This is a genomic window from Herbiconiux sp. VKM Ac-1786, from assembly GCF_015350805.1.
In the GTDB taxonomy this organism is placed as follows: Bacteria; Actinomycetota; Actinomycetes; order Actinomycetales; family Microbacteriaceae; genus Herbiconiux.
This window is the reverse complement of record NZ_JADKSG010000002.1, coordinates 677,584-692,657: the sequence shown is the minus strand read 5'-3', so window position 1 is coordinate 692,657 and position 15,074 is coordinate 677,584. Positions and strand designations below refer to the sequence as shown.

At 70.1% G+C, this 15,074-nt stretch carries 11 protein-coding genes; 3 read left to right on the top strand and 8 right to left on the bottom strand.

Going from position 1 to position 15,074, the window contains the following annotated elements; genetic code table 11:
* Nucleotides 1-46 precede the first annotated feature (46 nt).
* Together acnA and dxs are read left to right on the top strand one after the other, a co-directional pair.
* Nucleotides 47-2,863 (top strand): aconitate hydratase AcnA, encoded by a 2,817-nt coding sequence (acnA, locus tag ITJ64_RS14215; RefSeq protein ID WP_194681402.1) that lies wholly within the window; start codon nucleotides 47-49, stop codon nucleotides 2,861-2,863.
* Nucleotides 2,864-2,990: 127 nt separating this feature from the next.
* Nucleotides 2,991-4,991 (top strand): 1-deoxy-D-xylulose-5-phosphate synthase, encoded by a 2,001-nt coding sequence (gene dxs, locus ITJ64_RS14210; protein ID WP_194681401.1) that lies wholly within the window; start codon nucleotides 2,991-2,993, stop codon nucleotides 4,989-4,991.
* 22 nt (nucleotides 4,992-5,013) lie between these two features.
* On the opposite strand, the gene ITJ64_RS14205 is transcribed toward dxs, so the two are convergent.
* The 6 genes from ITJ64_RS14205 to ITJ64_RS14180 form a co-directional block, all read right to left on the bottom strand.
* A complete protein-coding gene (locus ITJ64_RS14205) occupies nucleotides 5,014-5,574 on the bottom strand; it encodes a dihydrofolate reductase family protein (protein WP_194681400.1) in 561 nt (186 codons plus the stop codon).
* 62 nt (nucleotides 5,575-5,636) lie between these two features.
* On the bottom strand, nucleotides 5,637-6,953 hold the full coding sequence (locus tag ITJ64_RS14200; RefSeq protein WP_194681399.1) for a cell wall-binding repeat-containing protein: 1,317 nt from the start codon (nucleotides 6,951-6,953) through the stop codon (nucleotides 5,637-5,639).
* Between the two features lie 140 nt (nucleotides 6,954-7,093).
* Nucleotides 7,094-9,238: a 3-hydroxyacyl-CoA dehydrogenase NAD-binding domain-containing protein gene (locus ITJ64_RS14195; protein ID WP_194681398.1), complete on the bottom strand. Its 2,145-nt coding sequence runs from the start codon at nucleotides 9,236-9,238 to the stop codon at nucleotides 7,094-7,096.
* The gene (locus tag ITJ64_RS14190; protein ID WP_194681397.1) at nucleotides 9,235-10,443 is read right to left on the bottom strand and encodes a thiolase family protein; all 1,209 of its coding nucleotides are present in this window, start codon (nucleotides 10,441-10,443) and stop codon (nucleotides 9,235-9,237) included. The genes ITJ64_RS14195 and ITJ64_RS14190 overlap by 4 nt, the downstream gene beginning before the upstream one ends.
* A 70-nt stretch (nucleotides 10,444-10,513) precedes the next feature.
* Nucleotides 10,514-11,710, bottom strand: a complete 1,197-nt coding sequence (locus ITJ64_RS14185) for an HRDC domain-containing protein (protein ID WP_194682161.1) — start codon at nucleotides 11,708-11,710, stop codon at nucleotides 10,514-10,516.
* Between the two features lie 43 nt (nucleotides 11,711-11,753).
* Entirely contained in the window at nucleotides 11,754-12,350 is a 597-nt protein-coding gene (locus ITJ64_RS14180; protein WP_194681396.1) for a DUF3000 domain-containing protein, read from the bottom strand.
* A gap of 72 nt (nucleotides 12,351-12,422) precedes the next feature.
* Between ITJ64_RS14180 and ITJ64_RS14175 the strand changes: the two genes are divergently transcribed.
* Nucleotides 12,423-13,625 carry an alpha/beta fold hydrolase gene (locus ITJ64_RS14175; protein WP_194681395.1) on the top strand — a complete coding sequence of 401 codons (1,203 nt, stop codon included), beginning with the start codon at nucleotides 12,423-12,425 and terminating at the stop codon, nucleotides 13,623-13,625.
* Nucleotides 13,626-13,646: 21 nt separating this feature from the next.
* Here the strand turns inward: ITJ64_RS14175 and ITJ64_RS14170 are convergent, their stop codons facing one another.
* Together ITJ64_RS14170 and ITJ64_RS14165 are read right to left on the bottom strand one after the other, a co-directional pair.
* The gene (locus tag ITJ64_RS14170) at nucleotides 13,647-14,084 is read right to left on the bottom strand and encodes a SufE family protein (protein ID WP_194681394.1); all 438 of its coding nucleotides are present in this window, start codon (nucleotides 14,082-14,084) and stop codon (nucleotides 13,647-13,649) included.
* A gap of 39 nt (nucleotides 14,085-14,123) precedes the next feature.
* Complete coding sequence (locus ITJ64_RS14165) at nucleotides 14,124-15,023, bottom strand: sulfurtransferase (protein WP_194681393.1); 900 nt, start codon at nucleotides 15,021-15,023, stop codon at nucleotides 14,124-14,126.
* Nucleotides 15,024-15,074: the final 51 nt, after the last annotated feature.

Below are 15,074 nucleotides of genomic sequence, written 5' to 3'. Positions count from 1 at the left end.
TTCTCACGCACAAGGATTGTCGTGAGTCAGCGAAGGTGAGGTCGACGTGTCGGCAGTCAACAGTTTCGGTTCGAAAGACACTCTGAAGGTCGGAGACGCCTCGTACGAGGTGTTCCGCATCGATCAGGTGCCGGGCCACGAGAAGCTCCCGTTCAGCCTCAAGGTGCTGCTCGAGAACCTCCTCCGCACCGAAGACGGTGCGAACATCACGGCCGAGCACATCTCGGCCCTCGGCGACTGGGTGCCCACCGCGGAGCCCGACACCGAGATCCAGTTCACGCCGTCGCGCGTGGTCATGCAGGACTTCACCGGTGTGCCCTGCATCGTCGACCTCGCCACCATGCGCGAGGCCGTCAGCGCCCTCGGCGGCGACCCGGCGAAGATCAACCCGCTGGCGCCCGCCGAGCTCGTCATCGACCACTCGGTCATCGCCGACCTGTTCGGCAGCGAGAACGCGCTGCAGCGCAACGTCGAGATCGAGTACGAGCGCAACGGCGAGCGGTACCAGTTCCTGCGCTGGGGCCAGACGGCCTTCGACGACTTCAAGGTCGTGCCGCCCGGAACGGGCATCGTGCACCAGGTCAACATCGAGTACCTGGCCCGCGTCACCTACACCCGTGAGGTGGGCGGCGTGCTGCGCGCCTACCCCGACACCTGTGTCGGCACCGACTCGCACACCACCATGGTCAACGGCCTGGGCGTGCTCGGCTGGGGTGTCGGCGGCATCGAGGCCGAGGCGGCCATGCTCGGCCAGCCCGTGTCGATGCTCATCCCCAAGGTCGTGGGCTTCAAGCTCTCCGGCTCCATCCCGCCCGGCGTCACGGCGACCGACGTGGTGCTCACCATCACCGAGATGGTGCGGAAGCACGGTGTCGTCGGCAAGTTCGTCGAGTTCTACGGCGAGGGCGTCGGCCAGGTTCCGCTCGCGAACCGCGCCACCATCGGCAACATGAGCCCCGAGTTCGGCTCCACCGCCGCGATGTTCCCCATCGACGACGTCACCCTCGACTACCTGCGCTTCACCGGCCGCAGCGAGGAGCAGGTCGCCCTGGTGGAGGCCTACTCCAAGCTGCAGAAGCTCTGGCACGACCCGGCTCAGGAGCCCGAGTTCAGCGAGTACCTCGAGCTCGACCTCAGCACCGTGGTGCCCTCGATCTCGGGCCCGAAGCGTCCCCAGGACCGCGTGGAGCTCAGCGTCGCGAAGGAGACCTTCGTGCGCGACCTCGCCGACTACGCCACGCAGGACCTGTCCCGCGTCGACGCCGCGGTGGAGGACACCTTCCCGGCATCCGACCCCATCGGCTTCACCCCGCAGGACGAGGACACGGCCCACGAGGTCTCGCACTCGCACGTCAGCCACGCCCCCGGCGACCTGTCGAAGCCCACCCGGGTCGAGACCCCCGCCGGTGACAGCTACACGCTCGACCACGGAGCCGTCGCCGTCGCCGCCATCACCTCGTGCACCAACACCTCGAACCCGAGCGTCATGCTCGCGGCGGGCCTCCTGGCGCGCAACGCGAACAAGCTGGGCCTGAAGGCGAAGCCGTGGGTGAAGACCACGCTCGCCCCGGGCTCGAAGGTCGTCACCGACTACTACGCGAAGGCCGGCCTCACCGACGACCTGGAGGCCCTCGGCTTCTACACCGTCGGCTACGGCTGCACCGTGTGCATCGGCAACACGGGCCCGCTGATCGACGAGGTCAGCGCCGCCATCAACGACAACGACCTGGCCGTCACCGCGGTGCTCTCGGGCAACCGCAACTTCGAGGGCCGCATCTCGCCCGACGTGAAGATGAACTACCTGGCGTCGCCGCCGCTCGTCATCGCCTACGCGCTGGCCGGCTCGATGAACTTCGACTTCGAGGTCGACCCGCTGGGTCAGGACTCGCAGGGCAACGACGTGTTCCTGAAGGACATCTGGCCCGATGCGGCCGAGGTGCAGGCCACGATCGACTCCTCGATCGACACCGGCATGTTCACCCACCAGTACTCGAGCGTCTTCGAGGGCGACGAGCGCTGGCGGTCGCTGCCGACGCCCACCGGCCCCACCTTCGAGTGGGACGCGCAGTCCACCTACGTGCGGAAGCCCCCGTACTTCGAGGGCATGACGATCGAGACCACCCCGGTCTCCGATATCGTCGGTGCCCGCGTGCTGGCGAAGCTCGGCGACTCGGTCACCACCGACCACATCAGCCCCGCCGGCAACATCAAGGCCGACAGCCCCGCCGGCCGCTACCTCGACGAGCACGGCGTCGACCGCAAGGACTACAACTCCTACGGCTCGCGTCGCGGCAACCACGAGGTGATGATCCGCGGAACCTTCGCGAACATCCGGCTGAAGAACCAGCTGCTCGACGGCGTGGAGGGCGGCTACACCCGCGACTTCACGCGGGAGGGCGGCCCGCAGTCGTTCATCTACGACGCCTCCGAGAACTACCAGGCGGCCGGCACGCCGCTGGTGATCTTCGGCGGCAAGGAGTACGGCTCCGGCTCGTCACGCGACTGGGCGGCGAAGGGCACCTCGCTCCTCGGCGTGAAGGCCGTCATCGTCGAGAGCTTCGAGCGCATCCACCGGTCGAACCTGATCGGCATGGGCGTCGTGCCGCTGCAGTTCCCGGCCGGCGAGAGCTGGGCGTCGCTCGGCCTCGACGGCACCGAGATCGTCTCGATCGAGGGCATCGAGGAGCTGAACTCGGGCACCACGCCGAAGACGGTGCGCGTCACCGCCGCGCCGAGCGAGTCGTCGGCTCCCGGAAAGTCGACGATCACCTTCGATGCCGTGGTGCGCATCGACACCCCCGGTGAGGCGGACTACTACCGCAACGGCGGCATCCTGCAGTACGTGCTGCGCAGCCTGGTCTGATCAGTGCCCTGAAACGAGCGGTGGGAGCCTCCGGGCCCCACCGCTCGGTCGTTTCCGGCGCGTCCCCGGGCGACGTTCCCGAGCGGCGTAGACTGCGAATTCAGCTGGGCGTGGGAAGGTGGAAGGTATGAGCCTGCTCGAACAGATCCGGGGTCCGCGTGATCTCGACGCCCTCTCGACCGAGGAGCTCGAAGTCCTCGCGGCCGAGGTGCGGGCGTTCCTCGTGGCCGAGGTCTCCAAGACCGGCGGGCACCTGGGGCCGAACCTCGGCGTGGTCGAGACGACCATCGCCATCCACCGGGTCTTCGACTCGCCGCGCGACGCGATCGTCTTCGACACGGGCCACCAGTCGTACGTGCACAAGATGCTCACCGGACGGCAGGACTTCTCGATGCTGCGCCAAAAGGGCGGCCTCGCCGGCTACCCGCAGCGCTCCGAGAGCCCGCACGACGTCGTGGAGTCCTCGCACGCCTCGAGCTCGCTGTCCTGGGCCGACGGCATCTCCCGCGCCTTCGAGATGACCGGCCAGACCGACCGGCACGTGGTCGCGGTGGTGGGCGACGGCGCCCTCACCGGCGGCATGACCTGGGAGGCGCTGAACAACATCAGCGACGACAACTCCCGCAACCTCGTCATCATCGTCAACGACAACGGCCGCTCCTACGCGCCGACCATCGGCGGTATGGCGCGGTACCTCAACGGCGTGCGCACCGCATCCAAGTACCAGCAGCTGCACCAGTCGAGCCGTCGGCTCTTCGATCACCTCGGGGCCCCCGGCCGAGCCCTCTATCGCGGTGCCCGCGGCGGGCTGCACGGCTTCCTCAGCCGCCTGACGAACAACGCGGCGCTCTACGCCAACCTCGACATCAAGTACGTCGGCCCCATCGACGGGCACGACGTGCGGGCGATGGAGGAGGCCCTGCGCCAGGCGAAGGATTACGCCGCTCCCGTCATCGTGCACGCCATCACCGAGAAGGGCCGCGGCTACGAGCCGGCCCTCGCCGACGTGGCCGACCAGTTCCACGCCGTCGGGCAGATCGACCCCGAGACGGGCGAGCCCATCGGCTCCTCGGGAGCGCCGTCGTGGACGGGCGTGTTCGCCGACGAGATCGTCTTGCAGGCCGAGAACGACCCGACGATCGTCGGCATCACCGCCGCGATGCTGCGCCCCACCGGGCTGCACAAGTTCGCCGAGCGGTTCCCCTCGCGCGTGCTCGACGTCGGCATCGCCGAACAGCACGCCGTCACCTCGGCCGCCGGGCTTGCCTTCGGCGGGTTGCACCCCGTCGTCGCGCTCTACGCCACCTTCGTGAACCGGGCGTTCGACCAGATCCTGATGGACGTCGGGCTGCACCAGGCCGGCGTCACGTTCGTGCTCGACCGGGCCGGCGTGACCGGGCCCGACGGGGCGAGCCACCACGGCATGTGGGACCTCGCGATCCTCCAGGTCGTGCCCCGCATCCGTCTCGCCGCCCCGCGCGACGCCGAGCGCCTGCGGGAGGAGCTGGCCGAGGCGGTGCGCGTCACCGACGCGCCGACGGTCATCCGCTTCCCGAAGGGCTCCGTCGGCCCCGAGCTGGTGGCGCTGCGCCGAACCGGGGACGGCGTCGACGTGCTGCGCGAGGGCGAGTCGAAGGACGTGCTGATCGTCGCCGTGGGCACCATGGCCACGATCGCGCTCGACGTCGCCGAGCTGCTCGCCGAGCAGGGCATCGGCTGCACCGTGGTCGACCCGCGCTGGGTCGTGCCGGTGCCGTGGAGCATCATCGAGCTGTCGGATGCGCACCGCATCGTCGTGACGATCGAGGACGGTGTGCGGGTCGGCGGTATCGGCACGCGCATCCGTCAGGACCTGCGCGAGGCGGGCGTCGACACGGCGGTCACCGAGCTGGGCCTGCCCGACGAGTTCCTCGAGCACGCGACCCGTGAGCAGATCCTCGAGCGCGTCGGCCTCACGCCGACGCAGATCGCGGAGGACCTCGTGGCGCAGGTGCGTGGCAACAAGATCCCGATCGCCCGTCCCGTCGACTCCCGCCCCGCCTCCGCGGGCCCCGCGGCGTCGCACCCCGACGCGACGGCGCCCTCGGCCGACACCGGCTCGACCCCCTTCCACCCCGCCAGCCGCTGAGCGGGGCTGCGCTCGCGCGCGCTCAGGGGCGCGGGAGGGCGTATCGCGTGGTGATCGCGCCGCTCGGATGCACGTGCGTGCCCGAGGCGCTCAGCACGCCGCTCGTGGCAGCGACGGGTAGGAGCGGCGTGCCCGCACCGAGCACCACGGGCATCGTCGTCAGCACGATCTCGTCGAGGAGCCCCGCGTCAGTCACCTGTGCCGCCACGACGCCACCACCGACGATCCAGACGTTGCGCCCGTTCGCGGCCTCGACCCACTGCTCGTGCAGCTCGGCGACGTCACCCCGGGCGAACCGCAGCTCGCCCTCCTGCACCTCGGGCAGGGAGAGCGGCCGCGAGCTCAGCACCCACGACACCTGCTCGGGGTAGGCCCACGGCCCGCCCTCGGCCAGCACGAACTCGTAGGTCGCCGACCCCATCACGACCACACCCACCTCGGCCAGGAACGCGTCGTACTCGCCCTGGAACTCCTCGAACCCGAACTGCAGCAGCCACTCCAGCCCGCCCTCCCGATCGGCGATGAACCCGTCGACCGAGGCCGCCACGTAGTACTGCGTCTTCCCACTGCGTCCCGTCACCATGCCCCCACCATAGAAGCGGCCACCGACACCCCGGGGGTGCGGTGGCCGCTTCATCGCGAGCCCTACTCCGAGCAGACCGTGAGCGCCGCCACGTCGTCCGACACCGCGGCCGGCCCGCCGAGGATCACGACCTTCGAGATCTTCAGATCAGCCATGTGCTGAGCTGCGTCGCGCGGAATGCAGTCCTTCCGCACGAGGTAGAGGGGCGATCCGTTCTCGGCAGCCAGCACCGTTCCGGTCAGCGCGTCCGGGAAGGCCTGTCCGGTGGCTACATAGGCTGTCGTTGGGAGGCTTGTGCTATTGACGCTGAACGCATCTCGAGCGACCGCCGCCGAGGTGGCGTACCGGTCACCGCCGGTGGGTCGCTTCACCTGAGTCACCGAGAGCCGAACACTGTCTTCGATTCCGGTTGATACAGCCGTCGGGCCGCCCGAGATCATCGTTCGGGTGACACCCCGCGTCGTGAAGAGGTCGGTCTCCACCGACGACAGGGACGGGGCCTGACCGTCGGCAAGAAGGACGGGCGCGCCGACATGAGCGGCAGCTGACGCGGCGCTCAAAGCATCCGGGAAGGACCGACCCGTCGCGAGGTAGGCCTTGGACGAGGCTGCGGCACCGAACCTGCTGTCGGCGATCAGATTCCGAGACAGCTCGTAGCGGTCAGATCCTTCGATACGGACCACCAGGGCCCCCAGGGTCTTCAACCTGGTCTCCACTGCGGTGGAGACTGCTGACGTCCCACCGAGCACAACGATCGTCAACGGATCGACGCGGTGAATCTCATCGAAGATCGATTCGGGGAGTTCGTCAGGCTTTGTCAAGAGCAGACGACTCTCATTGTGTGCCACAACGGGCGAAGCGCTGAGCGCGTCTGGAAAGTCCACCCCCGATGCGACATACAGCGTTCGCGTGCCAGGAACCGACGTCTTCGAGATGGCAGCCGCGACGTCGTAGCGGTCGCTTCCGCCGATGCGGTCGACGGTGGTGACTCCCGTGAGGGCGAGGTCGGCGACGACGTCGACGTGGCAGGTCTTGTCGAGGAAGGAGCCGAAGTCGGAGGTGAGGCGGAGGGTGAAGTCGTAGCTGCCGACCGCGGGGGTGGGGGACTGGTATTCGGCGAACCACTGGCCGTCGACGAGGGTCGCCCCGCCGGGGAGGGCGCCGGCTGCGACCGAGGGAACGTAGTGGCCGGGGTGCGCATCGGGGTCGTAGAGCTTCTCCTGCACGTGGGTGCCGACCGACTGCGAGACGGGCGGGCAGAAGGGCATGGGCGGGGTGTCGTCGACCGCCTGGGCCGGCGTGACGCCGACGGCCAGCAGGGTGGTGGCGAGTGCCGCGGTGGCGAGAGCGAATGGGGTGGTGCGGGTGGGTGGTCGCATGGGTCCTCCGGATCGAATGGTCTCTCGATCCTCGGGCCGACCCCGGTGTCGGTGTTATGGGTACTTCCTACTCAAACGCCAATGGCCACCGACACCCCGGGAGGGTGCGGTGGCCGCTGGGTGGGGCGGGAGCCGTGGGGCTACGAGACGCCCTTGATGAGGGGGTGGTGGAAGGTGTCGCCGAAGGCGCGCTCCGAGGCACCGACCCGGTCGAGGTAGGGCGTGAGGCCGCCCATCTGGAACGGGTAGCCGGCGCCGAGGATGAGGCAGAGGTCGATGTCCTCCGCCGCGTGCACCACGTCGTCCTCGAGCATGCGGTGCACCTCGTCGGCCAGGCCGTCCTCGACGCGGCGGGCGATCTCGTCCTCGGTCATCGGCGTGCCGGTGCCCTTGGGTGGGGTGACGATCTTGACCGCGGTCTTGTCGAAGCCCTTGATCTTGCCCTTGTCGTCGCGGTCGAAGATGCGACCGTGCTCGGCGAGCGCGTGCAGGTTCGAGCTCTCGAAGAAGCGGTCGGGGAACGCCGCGTGGTGCGTGTCGAGCACGTGCGCACCGACCTTGAGGCCCACCAGCTCGAGCAGCTCGAACGGGGTCATCGGCAGGCCGAAGCGGTCGAGCGCCCGGTTCATCACCTCGAACGGGGTGCCCGTGTCGACCGCGTGCATCGCCTCGCCGAGCACCTTGGCCAGCACGCGGTTGACCACGAAGCCGGGGGTGTCGCGGGTGATGACGGCGGTCTTCTTCAGCTTCGCCGCCACGCCCATCGCGGTCGCCAGCGTGGCCTCATCGGTGGCCGGGGCGTTCACCACCTCGATCAGCGGCATCACCGCCACCGGGTTGAAGAAGTGGAAGCCGACCAGGCGCTCGGGGTGGGCGAGCTTCGCCCCGATCTGCTCCACCGAGAGGGACGAGGTGTTCGTGGCGAGCACCGCGGTCTCGGAGACGTGCTTCTCGATCTCCGCGAAGACGTCCTGCTTCACGCCGAGCTCCTCGAAGACGGCCTCGATCACCCAGTCGGCGTCGGCGAACTCCGCCTTGTCGGTGGTGCCCGAGACGAGCGCGTTCAGGCGGTTCGACTCGTCGCTCGAGATGCGGCCCTTCGACAGCAGCGTGGCGATCTCGCCGCGGATGTACTCCAGGCCCTTGTCGACCCGCGACTGGTCGAGGTCGGTGATGACCACCGGCACCTGCAGCCGGCGCACGAACAGCAGCGCGAACTGCGAGGCCATCAGACCGGCGCCGATGACGCCCACCTTCGTGACCTTCTTCGCGAGCGCCTTGTCGGGGGCGCCGGCCGGCTTCTTGGCGCGCTTCTGCACCAGGTTGAAGGCGTAGATGCTCGCCCGGAACTGGTCGCCGGCGATCAGCTCGGCCAGCGCCTCGTCCTCGCGCTCGAAGCCCTCCTCGGGCGTGCCCGACTTGGCGGCCTTCAGCAGGTCGAGGGCCCGGTAGGGCGACTTCGCGACGGTGCCGATGCGCGACTCGAGCATCTTGCGGGCGATGCCGACCGCGGCATCCCACTTCACGAGGCGCTCGACCTTGCCGGGCTCGTTCGGGCGCTTGACCTTCACGGCTCCGGTGAGCACGCCGTCGGCCCACTTCAGCGAGTCCTCCAGGTAGTTACCCGGCCCGAAGATGGCGTCGACGATGCCGAGGTCGAAGGCCTCCTGGCCCTTCAGGGTGCGGTTGTTCTTGAGCGGATTCTCGATCACGACCTTCAGGGCGTTCTCGATGCCGATCAGGTTCGGCAGCAGGTAGGCGCCGCCCCAGCCCGGGATGATGCCGAGGAACACCTCGGGCAGCGCGAGCGCGGGCGTCGAGGAGTCGATGGTGCGGTAGTCGGCGGCCAGGGCCACCTCGACACCGCCGCCGAGCGCGAGCCCGTTGACGAAGGCGAAGCTCGGCACGCCGATCTTCTTCATCTCACCGAACGCGTAGTGGCCGAGCTGGGCCATCTTGCGCGCTGCGTCCTTGCTCGGGATCTCGCCGACCTTGCTCAGGTCGGCGCCGGCGGCGAGGATGTACGGCTTGCCGGTGACGGCCACCGCGTCGATCTCGCCGGCCGCGGCTCGCGCGCGCAGGCCCTGCAGCGTGTGCAGGTACTCCAGCAGGCCGACCGGCCCGAGCGTGTTCGGCCGGGTGTGGTCGCGCCCGTTGTCGAGCGTGATCAGGGCGAGCGTCTTGCCGCTCGGCAGCGGCACGTCGCGCACCAGCGAGTGCGTGACGACCTCGTCGACCGAGAAGGCCTCGAGATCGGAGAAGTCGATCGTTGCGTAGTCGGTCATCGCGCTGCCTTCGCCTTCTTGTTCCAGTTCGGGTTCTCCCAGATGACGGTGCCGCCCTGGCCGAGGCCCACGCACATGGCGGTGAGGCCGTAGCGCACCTCGGGGTGCTCCTCGAACTGCCGGGCGAGCTGGATCATCAGGCGCACCCCCGATGAGGCGAGCGGATGCCCGAGCGCGATCGCACCGCCGTACTGGTTCACCCGGGGGTCGTCGTCATCGATCGCGAAGTGGTCGAGGAAGGAGAGCACCTGCACCGCGAACGCCTCGTTCAGCTCGAACAGGCCGATGTCGTCGATCGACAGCCCGGCCTTGCGCAGGGCCTTCTCGGTGGACGGCACCGGGCCGATGCCCATGATCTCGGGCTCGACGCCGGCGAAGGCGAAGGAGACCAGCCGCATCCGCACCGGGAGCCCCAGCTCGCGGGCCGCGCTCTCGCTCGCGATGAGCGAGGCGGTGGCGCCGTCGTTCAGGCCCGAGGAGTTGCCCGCGGTGACCCGGCCGTGCGGCCGGAACGGGGTGCGGAGGCCGGCGAGGCCCTCCATCGTGGTCTCGGGGCGGGGCGCCTCGTCACGCGTGGCGAGCCCCCAGCCCTCCCCGCTGCGGATGGCGACCGGCACCAGGTCGGGCTGGATCTTGCCCGCCTCGTAGGCCGCCGTGACCTTCTGCTGGCTGCGCAGCGCGTAGCGGTCGGAGCGCTCCTTGGTGAGCTGCGGGAAGCGGTCGTGGATGCGCTCGGCCGTGTTGCCCATGTTCAGCGCCTCACCGCTGACCAGCCGCTCCGCGAGGAAGCGCGGGTTCGGGTCGGCGTTGAAGCCCATCGGGTGCCGGCCCATGTGCTCGACTCCGCCCGCGATGGCGAAGTCGTAGGCGCCGAAGGCGATCGCCCCGGCCACCGTGGTGACGCTCGTCATGGCACCGGCGCACATGCGGTCGATGGCGTAGCCCGGCACCGAGAGCGGCAGGCCCGCGAGGATGGCGGTGGTGCGGCCGAGGGTCAGCCCCTGGTCGCCCTGCTGGGTGGTCGCCGCGATGGCGACGTCGTCGATGCGGTCTTTGGGGAGCTGCGGGTTGCGCTCCAGCACGCCGGTGATCGCCTTGACCGCGAGGTCGTCGGCGCGGGTCTGCCAGTACATGCCCTTCTCGCCCGCGCGCCCGAAGGGGGTGCGCATTCCATCGACGAAAACGACTTCAGTTCTTTCGGCCACAATGCCTCCTGGTTGGGAACGTCTCGATCGTAGAGCGGGCCCCTGACAGCCAGGAATCGATTGACTGTTCCTACGAATCGGCTTTCTCGGCCGGATCGGCGCTTTGGTGGGGTTCCACAAAGGCTTCGAGGATCGGCTGTGCAGTCAGGTCAATCTGCCACGGGCGCGCCCCGAGCTCGGCGAGAGCCTCCGAGAGGCTCTCGAGGGTCAGCGGCGACGGCGGGTTCCACGCCACGCGGCGCAGGAAGTCGGGCGTCAGCAGGTTCTCGAGCGGGATCGCGCGCTCGGCGGACAGCTCGGTGAGGGCGGCTCGCGCGGTCTTCAGCCGCGCATCCGCTTCGGGGTTGCGGTCACCCCAGCTGCGCGGGGGAGGGAGGGTGTCGGTGGCCCGGCGCTGCACCGGGATGTCGTCGGTCGTGAGGGCGCGTTCGATGGCGGCCCACCAGCGGTCGATCTCGCTGCGGCTGGCCCGGCCCGAGAACTGCTTGAGCGAGGCGAGCTCGCGCCGCGAGGTGGGCAGGGCGCGCGCGGCGACCATCAAGGAGGCGTCGGGAACGAGGCGCCCGGGGGCGGTGTCGGTGGCGCGGGCGAGCTCGTCGCGGGCCAGCCAGAGCTCGCGGGCGGCGGCCAGGTGCCGGTCGGCTCGCAGCGCCGAGATGCCGGTGAGGCGGCGCCACGGCTCGGCGAGCGGCGGCTTGTCCTCCTTCGCCACGACGGCGGCGAACTCCTGCGCGGCGATCTCGAGCTTGCCCTGCTCCTTCAGGAGCACGGCCATCGAGTCACGCAGATCGATCAGCAGCTCCACGTCGAGGGCGGCGTACTCGAGCCACGACGGGGGCAGCGGGCGGGTCGACCAGTCGGCTGCCGAGTGCTCCTTCGCGAGGTGGATGCCCAGCAGCTCCTCGACCACGGTGCCCAGCCCGACCCGGGGGATGCCCAGCAGTCGCGCGGCGAGCTCGGTGTCGAAGACGGTGCTCGGCTCGAGCCCGACCTCTCGGAGGCAGGGAAGGTCTTGACTCGCGGCGTGCAGCACCCACTCCACGTCGCCGATCACCGACTGCAGGGGAGCGAACTCCTCGATCGCGGGCGGGTCGATCAGGAAGGAGCCGGAGCCGCGCCGGTAGAGCTGGATCAGGTAGGCCCGCTGGGAGTAGCGGAAGCCGCTCGCGCGCTCCGCGTCGACGGCGATGGGGCCGTGGCCCTCGGCGATCGCCTCGACGGCGTCGTGGAACTCGTCGACCGTGGCGATGACGGTGCGCGTCGGCACGGCGATGGGGGCCGGGGATGAAGCTGGTGTCTCGATGGGGTCCTCAGTCACGTCGTGCTCGCCTGGTCTGCAGCATCGTCACCCCGTCGACCACGGGGGGAAGGCCGGCCAGCATGCACAGCAGTTCGCTCCAGCCCTCGACGTGGGCCTGGATGTCGTGGTCGGTGGGGGTCCAGGATGCGCGGAGCTCGATCTGCGCTCCGTCACCCTGCGCCTGCAGCTCGCCGAAGCCGGTCGAGATGATCTTGGTGGCGGTGCCCGAGGCGTTCAGGTAGTTGGCGCCGCGCGCGTCGAGCGCGTCGACGAGCCACGACCAGGCGACGTCGGCCAGGAACGGGTCGAGCCCGATCTCGGTCTCGAGCGGCGCCTGCGCGAAGCAGACCACCCGGAACTCGCCGCCCCAGGCCTCCGGCCGCTCCTCGTCGTGGAGCAGGATGAACCGTCCGGTGCCGAGCTCGGAGTCGGCGCCGTGCCGCGCGGGCGAGACGTCGGCCGCGAGCGCCACCGCGTTGGGGGCCAGGTTGCCGGGGGCGGGGATCTCGTGCACGACGAGCTCCTCGCGCGTGTCGGCCCGGCGCAGCGAGTCGAGCGCCGCGCCGAACGCCGCCGGAATGTCCGGGCTGAAGGGAGAATCGGGCACGTCTGCAGACTAGAGTTCTTTGCGTTCCACCCGGCGACGGCACGCCGGGTGCCGTCCGAAGGGAGAGCCCGCGTGAGCCCTGCGTCGCCCCGGCCGAACCCCCGGCCGAACGTCCGGCCGAACGTCCCCGTCTGGGCCGTCGTCGCCCTCGTCGCCGGCACGGCCGCCACGGTCGTCACTGCCGCGGGAGCCGTCGTCGCCGCCCTGACCTCCCGGGCGATCGTGACCCCGTCGCTCCCGGTCGACGACGTGCGCATCCTGGGCTACGACGAGGCGGGCGGCACGGTCGACCTCGCCGTCACGGCCGACTCGATCCTGCCGGGGCTCTACAGCCTCCGCTTCTCGGCCGACACCGGCCACGCACGGATCGGCGAGGTGCTCTCGGTCTCCGACGGCGTCGTGCGGCGCTCGGTGCTGACCGTCGACTACGGCGACCTCTCCCGCGCGCGGAACGGCCGGATCAGCGGCTGGTACTACATCCACCCGAGCGAGCTCGGCGTGGCCGTCGAGGAGGTCGGCGTCCCGACCGCGGTGGGTCCGGCGCCCGCGTGGTACGTGCCGGCCGCCGATCCGGCGTCCACGAAATGGGTCGTGCAGGTGCACGGGCGCGGCGTGCGGCGCGGCGAGACCATCCGGGCGCTGCCCGTCTTCCACGAGCACGGCTACCACGTGCTGCACATCTCCTACCGCAACGACGGCGAGGCGCCGCGCTCGGCCGACGGCCGCTACGCGCTCGGCGACACCGAGTGGGAGGACCTCGACTCCGCCATCACCTGGGCCGTCGAGCACGGCGCCCGCGACGTGGTGCTGATGGGCTGGTCGATGGGCGGGGCGATCTCGCTGCAGGCGATGGGCCGGGCGCGGCACCGCGCGCTGATCCGGGGGATCGCGCTCGAGTCGCCGGCGGTCGACTGGCGCGAGGTGCTGCGCTTCCAGGGGCGGGCGCGCCGGGTGCCCGAGCTCGTGGGGGATGCGGCCTTCGCGACCATCACGCACGCGCCCGGGCGCCTCGTGACCGGGCAGCAGCATCCGCTCGATCTCGACCGGCTCGACTTCGTCAAGCGCTCGGACGAGGTCGACGTGCCGGTGCTGCTCATGCACAGCGACGACGACGGCTACGTGCCCTCGGGCGCCTCGCGGAAGCTGGCCGAGGCCCGGCCCGACCTCGTCACCTTCGTGCCGTTCTCGATCGCCCGGCACACGAAGCTGTGGAACTACGACCGGGTGAAGTGGAACCGCGCGATCAGCGGCTGGCTCGACGCCAACGGCCTGTAGCGGCCGGCCGAGAGGGTCGGCTCACGCCGCGACGCGCTCCCGCAGCTGGCGCTTGGTGCGCCCGAGCATCGCCGTCATGCCCCGGATGCGCAAGAGCGACACCGCCTCGGTGAGACCGATCGTGTTCGGGAAGTCGTCGGGGATGCCGAGCACCTCGTCGACGGTCAACCCGTCGATGCCCTGCACCAGGATCGAGGCGAAACCGCGCGTGGTGGGCGCCTCGCGGGGCGCCGTGGCGAAGAGATGCACCACCCCGTCCTCGACCTCGACGAAGATGAACACCGGCGACTGGCACTCCTCCACCCGTTCCAGCAGGTCGGGGTGCTCGCTGTAGCGCGGCGGCAGCTCGGGCAGCTCGTTCGCGAACTCGAGCAGCATCTCGAGCCGCTCGCGCTGCTCGAGGGCGAGGAAGTCGTCACGGATCTCGGCGAGCGTCGCCGGCAGCTGGTTCTCGGTCATCCCTTCAAGTATGCGCTCCCGCGCACGGGGGCGAGAGCCTCAGCGCGCGGGCACCTCGCCGGGCTCGGCGCCCTTGACGATCGGCACGCGCACCGTGCTGCCCCACTCGGTCCACGAGCCGTCGTAGTTCCGCACGTCCTCGAAGCCGAGCAGGTGCGTCAGCACGAACCAGGTGTGACTCGACCGCTCGCCGATGCGGCAGTAGGCGATGACCGGCTCGCCCTCGGTGAGGCCGGCACCCTCGCGGTAGATGGCGTCGAGCTCGGCGACGGGCTTGAAGGTGCCGTCCTCGGCCGCGGCCTTCGCCCAGGGCACGTTCGCCGCGCTCGGGATGTGCCCGGCGCGCAGGGCGCCCTCCTCGGGGTAGGCGGGAGCCGTCGTGCGCTCACCGCTGTACTCCTCGGGGGAGCGCACGTCGATCAGCGGGTGACCGAGGTGGGCGAGCACGTCGTCCTTGAACGCGCGGATCTCGGCGTCCTGGCGCTCGACGACGGGGTAGTCCACCGCCTCCGGCGTCGTGCGGTCGGTGGTGAAGGGGCGCTCCTCGGCGATCCACTTGTCGCGGCCGCCGTCCAGCAGGCGCACGTCCTCGTGGCCGAACAGGGTGAACACCCAGAGGGCGTAGGCGGCCCACCAGTTGTTCTTGTCGCCGTAGATCACGACGGTGGAGTCGCGCGCGATACCCTTGCCGCCGACGAGCGAGGCGAAGGCCTCGCCGTCGACGTAGTCGCGCAGCACCGGGTCGTTCAGGTCGGTGTGCCAGTCGATCTTGACGGCGCCCGGGATGTGCCCGGTCTCGTAGAGCAGCACGTCCTCGTCGGACTCCACGACCACGAGTCCCGGCTCGCCCAGGTGGGCCTCGAGCCATTCGGTCGACACGAGGCGCTCCGGATGCGCGTACCCGGCGAACTTCGGAGCGGAATCGGTCTCGACAGTCATTTCACAACCTCCAGTTAGGGTAGGTGACACCCCCTACGAATCTAGGTCCTC

Coding starts and splice junctions, on each gene's coding strand:
- ITJ64_RS14200 (WP_194681399.1), bottom strand. CDS start 6,953: ATGCGACCACCCACCCGCACCACCCCATTCGCTCTCGCCACCGCGGCA.
- ITJ64_RS14205 (WP_194681400.1), bottom strand. CDS start 5,574: ATGGTGACGGGACGCAGTGGGAAGACGCAGTACTACGTGGCGGCCTCG.
- dxs (WP_194681401.1), top strand. CDS start 2,991: ATGAGCCTGCTCGAACAGATCCGGGGTCCGCGTGATCTCGACGCCCTC.
- ITJ64_RS14170 (WP_194681394.1), bottom strand. CDS start 14,084: ATGACCGAGAACCAGCTGCCGGCGACGCTCGCCGAGATCCGTGACGAC.
- ITJ64_RS14165 (WP_194681393.1), bottom strand. CDS start 15,023: ATGACTGTCGAGACCGATTCCGCTCCGAAGTTCGCCGGGTACGCGCAT.
- ITJ64_RS14195 (WP_194681398.1), bottom strand. CDS start 9,238: ATGACCGACTACGCAACGATCGACTTCTCCGATCTCGAGGCCTTCTCG.